This is a genomic window from Aeromonas sp. R7-5 (assembly GCF_040908015.1).
GTDB classification, from domain to species: Bacteria; Pseudomonadota; Gammaproteobacteria; order Enterobacterales; family Aeromonadaceae; genus Aeromonas; species Aeromonas caviae.
Window position 1 is genome coordinate 569,236 of the sequence record NZ_JBFOCZ010000026.1, and the last position, 6,392, is coordinate 575,627.

Consider the following 6,392-nt stretch of genomic DNA (forward strand, 5'->3'; position numbering starts at 1 on the left):
ACAATCTATGCTCTTGCTTAATCTCAGCAGTGACTCATTTCGCTCTTTTACATGATTAAAACCACCATTTACAGCAATAGTTACTTTCAAGAAATCGTTATATTTCGTGAAACCTCTTATATCGCCCCATGCCGAGCCAGAAACCCAATACCATACAGCAGAGTACACTGCATGATGGATTTTACTTGCAAGCATCTCGACCTTATCACTATCAATAGGCAGTAAATCAATTGACGCCAAATATTTCTCGTAATTTTTTTATGTGTTATCTGTATTAGTCCTCGACCATGATAGAAACTTCCACCACCATATTCGTCCCATTTAGATGGAGTGGTGCCGTCTTTATTCTTATATTCTTCCGTTGTTCTGAAAAAGTCAGTCTCAACAAGACATTGTGCCAAGAAATGCATTTTATCAAGGCATGTTGAAACACCATAGAAATTCATAGCCGCATTAAGCTCTTTGAGGAAGACATCTGCAGAAATACTTGTAATACCAGCATATGATGACCGTGAAAATAAATTTTCCACTGAAGCCTTCCCTTCGGTTGCACTTTCTAAATGTTTCAGTTCAATATCTCGACCACACAAACACTGATTGCCATTTAGCCGTGATAATGTTAATGGCTGAATATGCCAAACTGCCTTATCAAGCTTTAGCTTCGCTGCACTCTGCATCCACTCCAGCTTATCGATGCGCTGTTTTTCATGATCCACCAGCAGGTCAAAATCAGGCAAGCCAATTTTAGCCATCAGTTTTTCCAGCCACAGATAACTGCTGGCCGACGATTTTTCATACCACTCGCTGGGATGCTTGACGATAAGCTTGTGAAGTTGCTCTGCATTGCTGCTATTTTGCAGCGCGGTCTGTATCTCTTCACTGCTAAGTTCACCGCTCTTGTCGGTATCGAAACTGTTTACCAATTCGGTAAAGAAAGTAGGCGGCGCATCCGGGTCCAGATAACCATCTGAGCCTGAACCATCGACCTTTTTAAAGCCAATCTTAAGCCAGTCATGCTGGCTCAATAGCTCCACTTGCTCTTTCTTGACATATTTTCCTGACGAAATGCTGACCCACCCCTGCTTGGTGGCATCTTTTTCAAACGTTGGTGATTCAACCAGCGCTTCCAGACTCTTGTCACCGGTTGCCACCCAGAGATCTTTACCATCCTGCTTTTTCTTCTCGTGCAAGATGAGTCCCACCGGGACCTTGGCATAGGGCATAGGTAGCACCACCTCTTGTTCCCGCCTTGTTGGCCAGCACATCATCAAGACGGGGATCCTGGGTGAACACCTCAAGATGAACTTGATGCTTACTCTTTTTGCTTCCAATCAGAGAGCCTGGCGTTTCCACCAGGCCGAGGTAGCCTATGGCCTCACCTGCGGAAATGGCCACGGGAGATGGCAACACATAGAGTTCGCCAAGATGGGAGGGAGGCAGCGTATTTGCCTTGATATATCGTCTTCAACGCACACCCAGGCAGCACCACACTCGGCGTCACATAGATGGTCATCTTGGTGAAGTCACACACCTTGTAGCCAATCCTCTCCTTTTCTGATAGAGATTATAAAATCTTATTACATTGGCTTACATCAAAATGAGAAAACGATGATGCATGAAAATAAATTATCAAAGTAATGAATGGCTATGATTTACTGAACACTAAAGGGGAGTGCTAGATCAAGACCTAGCACCCTACTTAAAGTCAGCATCCATCAACAGTGAATGACAGTGCTATAAATTGACCATCAACACCTAATGGTGAAATCAACATTGGTTGGACTGAGCTATATGTCCCTGTTTTCGATTTATCCGAAAAACATATGGTGTAATCAGCCGTCCCATCTCTATTTTTATCTTTTTTTTCTATAACGGTAAATGTATACACCCAGTCCTTATTATCTATCAAAAAACCATCCTTGAAATAGCTAGGTTTAGAAAAACCCATTTGACTTAGATAAACTTTATCCTTTGTTCTTTTTGGCATCAAAGAACTTCGGAATGTTGATATATTTAACTTATCATATATAACTTGCAATTCTGATTGCGTAAATGTCTGAACGTTAGCCGCGACAGAGAATGAAAAAAACAAAAAAATAACAATAAAGACTTTCATAGTATACCCTTTAAATATTCAGCTTCTTTGCGTCTTCTTGTAATGTAAGCATCTCCAAAATCCAAGAGGTTTTCATATGCATCCTGCCATTCTTGATTTACAACTTGTTCCCAAAGTGCTGGTGTACTAACTTTTAGAGAGCCGTACTGATACTCAACAGAGGCAATAACTGTCTGAGCTTCCTTAGGCAGTGATTCAAAATCAACTGAACTTTCAGCATTATATTTTCTAATCAACTCCTCTGTGCTTTGTTTTTTAACGGCCAAATAAATTTCATTTGCTTCATCTGAGGTAACTGATAATGGATTATTTCTAACAAAACGATCCGCCTCAGATTTTTTCTTCCCTAAATAGGGTGTCAACTTAGATACCAAAGAAATATTTAAACCAAGTCGATTAAGGTCAGACAAATTTCTAGCACCTAAGTCAAAACCAACAGATATTGTCACACCACTTTGGCTAGTTTCTGGCTCAGGTACATAGCCATTTAAAATCATCCCCCCCTCTAGGCTATGAATGAAGTCATAATCTATTTTCAGTGATGACTCATTATCGCTCTCCCCTATCAATTCCATCATCCCTGCCGGATGAATAAACCAAGGTTTGGTATCACCCACCACTTCAGCAGCCTGCTCTATCCAGGCCATCTTATTGGTGACTTCCAGTACGTATTTGCACAGGTTAGGCATGTTTTTCAGCTCTTGCTCGAGCCTTGACCACGTCCCGCGCTTTACCCATTCACTTTCGTGCTTGATAAACAGCTTTCGCACTTTGTCTGCAACCATTTTCTCAGCCATCGCCGCCTTGATTTCATCGGCACTGATACTGCCATCGCCATCCCGATCTGTCACCAGCTCTTCGTAAAGGGTGCTGAAAAAGTCTCCCCCCTCCTTGCCGTCAGTGTCAGCCTTGTCCAGGAATCCGTCGGGATCAGAGCCGCCATCAACCAATGTCACACCCAGCCTGGCCCACTCATGTTGGTTCACCAAGCGGGTGTCACCACTGATAAGGACATGCTGATCTTCGGCCACCTTCACAAATTTGTCGGCACCATGGGTCACGATATCCTGAGTATTTATCGGTTTGGGAGCCTCCAGCGGACCAAAGGCTCCCACCTTGCTGTAACCGACTTTATTATTCTCCTTGGTCAACTTATAAGTATCTACCAGCTCCCCCTCTTTGAGCAGCAAATACTCTTGTCCCTTGGCCAACTTCCCTTCATTGCTGATGCATTTACCAAGAGCCTCCTTGTCACTCTCTGCGACAAATATCTCCATATGTATTGCTTTACGATCTTCATTGAGAACAAAACCACTGGCCGTCGGTTTCGGTGTCTCATGTTCCCCCCAATGGCCGACCACCTCACCGACCTTGACCGGAATGGGATTGGTATGTCGCAGCTCCACTTTGTCGTAAACAATGGGGGTATGCCGAACGGCATCGCTGGGTTGACCCAACATCTCTTTGGCAATCCAATAACGATCACCCTTAGAGGCATTGGGCACAACATTTCCCTTATCATCGGTCAGCTTGCCTTGAGAAATATTCCAGACTTCAACCTCGAGATACTCCTTCATATTGGAAAATACGACAGGCTGAGCAGTGGTTCGTGCGACTTTACTCGTTTTTGGCAATCCCGCAGCCACAGCTTCACCCTGATCTTTGCTTTTACGCAGATAGCTGTTGCGGCTTATCGGATAGAGAGAAGGAATATCTTGCTTCGCCATCATCCAATCGGGCTCAACCTTGCGCTCTTCCTTGATAAATTGTGATGCTAAATAAAACTCTGACGGATCACCGCCCTTTGGGGCCGCATAGCTGACTAGCTGATAAGAGTGAGGTTCATTTCTCAGATTCCTTCGTTCCGAGGGAGCTCCAATCAAGGTAACCTCAGCCCCCTTACGAGCCGTACCCAGCTTGTCCTCTTTCTGAAACTGCAGACTTGCAGTGGCCTTGTATATAGCGACACCGCTCCCTGTCAGCACATGCCGTTCAGGCTCACCCTGATAAGCGTTTTTACAGGCTATATGCATATAGAGGCAGTAGAAGGTAAGGGTATTGCGCTTTGGCTGCTGCTGTCCGGAAACTTCTTCTGTAGCCTCATAGCGATGCCGGATCAGGCAAAATGAAGGGGAGGTATGCAGAGTAATTGGCTCACCTGGCTTTCCCTCTTCAGGCTCCAACGTTACGGAAACGGGATCGGACGCGATGCGGTAGGCCACTATCTCTCCATCGGCAATAGCTCGTACGGCGCCACCTGGATCCCAACCCCCCTTGTCGCTTAAATGAATGCCGCCATGCCAGATACGGTTGCCACCTAGCAGGAAAGTGCCGCCCGGCTCACCATTGAGCATGCCGATGAACTCTTCAAGTGAGGCAACCTCTTTGGGAGCGTCACCGCCGCCCACTTGCATTGGATATAAGATTTTCATCTTCTTCTTTTCACTCGTAATCGTACAAGCTATGGCCCTTAGCGGGATGGCACAAAGAAGGTCTGCGCAGGCCCTTGCTCCTTGAGCAGCGCCTCCATCGCCTTCTCGGTGGGAATGGCTTTGATGAGTTCAACCAGTTCGGGAGCCTTGACCACTTCTACCCCCTTGGGCACCACGGGGGCCTTGCCACCCCAGCCAGAGCCTGAACCTGCGCTGCCGCCGGCATTGAGTTTGATGGCAGGCCCCACCAGCTTGATGCCGCTCGGATCTATTTTCACAAAGCTGCCGCCTCCCTTGAGGGTGATCTCGGAACCGGCTTCCAGCACCAGCTTGTCGCCCACCTTGATATGCACCTCCTGACCGGCTTCTACCAGCAGCGACTGCCCCAACTTCTGGTGCAAACTGGCATCCACTGTCAGCGAGTAGTCGGCTTTTATCTGGTCGCGCTTCTCACCCTCCACCGTCAGGTGGTCGTTGGCTTTGATGCGGGTCACCCGCTCATTGTCGATGTCTCTGTGTTCGTCGTGCTTGATGTGCCAGGCGGCATCATTTTCGATAAGCACGTTCAGGTCTTTCTGACCGTGGATGTAAATCTCTTCCTTGCCCGCCTGGTCTTCGAAACGCAGCTCGTTGAAGCCCTCCCCCTGGTGAGTTTCGGTGCGCAGCACGGTGCGGGTCTTGTTGGCCGGCAGCTCATACGGCGGCCGGTTGGTGGCGTGATAGGTGCGACCAGTCACGATGGGCTGGTCGGGGTCCCCCTCCAGAAATGAGACGATGACCTCGTGGCCGATGCGTGGGATGGCCATCATGCCGTATTGACCGCCCGCCCAGCCCTGCGAGACTCGCACCCAGCAGGAGCTCTGGTCGTTGCTCGAGCCGTAGCGGTCCCACGGGAATTGCAACTTCACCCGGCCGTGCTCGTCGCAGTAAATCTCTTCCCCCTCGGGGCCTACCACCATGGCGATTTGCGGGCCATCCACCATCGGCTTGTGAGGAGCCTCCGGGCTGCCGATGCGCGCCCGCCAGGTGGTGCTCGCTTTCACCACCCCGAATTCGTTGTGGTAGACGGTGGGGCCGCTGCCCCCCTCCTCTTCCAGCGCCTGGGGCTGCAAGCCGGTATGCTGGATACGCACCACTTGCCAGTCGGTGTTGAGGCTGCCGTTGGGGTGTTCGGTCAGTGAGAAGGTTTGCCCCGGCTGCAAAGCCGCGCAGTTGGACTTAGCCTGGCCCGCCACAGCATCGTTGCGCAGGGCATCGAGCCGGTGCTGGGCAAAGGCCTTGCCGCTGCCATCCTGCTTGTAGCGACCCGGGAAGTCGAAGTGCTGGTAGGTGTCGCGCTGGTGTTCGAGCTCTGCACCCTGCTTTTTGTGGGAGAGGCCATAAGCCGGGGTCTTGAAGCTGTAGTCTTTGAGCTCTACATCCGAGGGGCGCACCGCCTCGCGGTAGTGGAATTGGCGCACATAGGGGCCTTGCTCAAGGGAACGATTGCCGAGGTTGAAGAAGAGCTCGGGGCCTTGAGTCAATGCGGCTGCGTCGTCGGCAAAGACGATGCGGTGTTTGCCCGCTTCAAACTCGTGGAAGTAGAACATCCCCTCTTCGGCGGCGAGGCGGTTCACAAAGTCGAGGTCGGTTTCCCGGTACTGAACACAGTATTCCCGCTGGGCATGCTCGTTTTTGAGCGCAAAGGCGTAATCGGTGATGCCGTGCTCTTGCAACAGGATGGAGAGGATTTCATCGGGCTTTTGTGCCTGGAAGATGCGGGAGTTGTGGCGAAGTGACAGCCGCCACAGGGCCGGCTGTACCAGCAGCTGATAGCGGGTGCGGCGAAAGCCGCTGTCACCCTG

At 49.6% G+C, this 6,392-nt stretch carries 4 protein-coding genes; all 4 read right to left on the reverse strand.

The window, feature by feature from the left end; all coding sequences use genetic code 11:
* Positions 1-116: 116 nt before the first annotated feature.
* Positions 117-1,223, reverse strand: coding sequence for a hypothetical protein (locus AB5Y53_RS11085; RefSeq protein ID WP_368182003.1), 1,107 nt, complete (start codon positions 1,221-1,223; stop codon positions 117-119).
* Between the two features lie 482 nt (positions 1,224-1,705).
* Positions 1,706-2,116, reverse strand: a complete 411-nt coding sequence (locus AB5Y53_RS11090; protein WP_202043800.1) for a hypothetical protein — start codon at positions 2,114-2,116, stop codon at positions 1,706-1,708.
* The gene (locus AB5Y53_RS11095; RefSeq protein ID WP_368182004.1) at positions 2,113-4,548 is read right to left on the reverse strand and encodes a pesticin C-terminus-like muramidase; all 2,436 of its coding nucleotides are present in this window, start codon (positions 4,546-4,548) and stop codon (positions 2,113-2,115) included. The genes AB5Y53_RS11090 and AB5Y53_RS11095 overlap by 4 nt, the downstream gene beginning before the upstream one ends.
* Positions 4,549-4,586: 38 nt before the next feature.
* The coding region (tssI, locus tag AB5Y53_RS11100; protein WP_368182006.1) for a type VI secretion system tip protein TssI/VgrG at positions 4,587-6,392 on the reverse strand (1,806 nt) is incomplete at its 5' end.

Excerpts from the sequence above, each read along its gene's own strand:
- AB5Y53_RS11085 (WP_368182003.1), bottom strand. The coding sequence starts at position 1,223 with ATGCCCTATGCCAAGGTCCCGGTGGGACTCATCTTGCACGAGAAGAAA.
- AB5Y53_RS11090 (WP_202043800.1), bottom strand. The coding sequence starts at position 2,116 with ATGAAAGTCTTTATTGTTATTTTTTTGTTTTTTTCATTCTCTGTCGCG.
- AB5Y53_RS11095 (WP_368182004.1), bottom strand. The coding sequence starts at position 4,548 with ATGAAAATCTTATATCCAATGCAAGTGGGCGGCGGTGACGCTCCCAAA.